Genomic DNA, 693 nt, shown 5'->3' on the forward strand with positions numbered 1-693 from the left:
CAAAGGTCAAGCTACAAAGGGCGCATGGCGAATGCCTTGGCACTAGGAGCCGAAGAAGGACGCGTTAAGCTGCGATAAGCTTTGGGTAGGCGCAAATAGCCAGTGATCCAAAGATTTCCGAATGGGGGAACCCACATAGTAACAACTATGTACTGCATACTGAATAAATAGGTATGCAGAGGTACACCCGGGGAACTGAAACATCTAAGTACCCGGAGGAAGAGAAAGAAACATCGATTTCCTAAGTAGCGGCGAGCGAAAGGGAAAGAGCCCAAACCCAGGTCTTTGACCTGGGGGTTGCGGATAGATCATAAATACTGTAATTCTTTAATTGAAGATAGCTGGAAAGCTGCTCCGCAGAAGGTAATAGGCCTGTAAATGAAAAGGAAGAACAGTCAGATCTAATCCAGAGTACCACGAGACACGTGAAACCTTGTGGGAAGCTGGGAGGACCACCTCCCAAGGCTAAATACTACCTAGTGACCGATAGTGAAGAAGTACCGTGAGGGAAAGGTGAAAAGAACCCCGGAAGGGGAGTGAAATAGAACCTGAAACCGTGTGCCTACAACCGGTCGGAGCACTTTATATGTGTGACGGCGTGCTTTTTGTAGAACGAGCCAACGAGTTACGATATGTAGCAAGGTTAAGTACTTAAGGTACGGAGCCGAAGGGAAACCAAGTCTGAATAGGGCG

General features: G+C 47.9%; 1 rRNA gene. It reads left to right on the top strand.

Features of this window, described 5'->3' with window-relative positions:
- Positions 1–4: 4 nt before the first annotated feature.
- Positions 5–693 (top strand): 23S ribosomal RNA (locus KPL55_RS25785); the annotation flags it as partial.

Source organism: Clostridium lacusfryxellense (assembly GCF_018861735.1).
Taxonomy (GTDB): domain Bacteria; phylum Bacillota; class Clostridia; order Clostridiales; family Clostridiaceae; genus Clostridium_AD; species Clostridium_AD lacusfryxellense.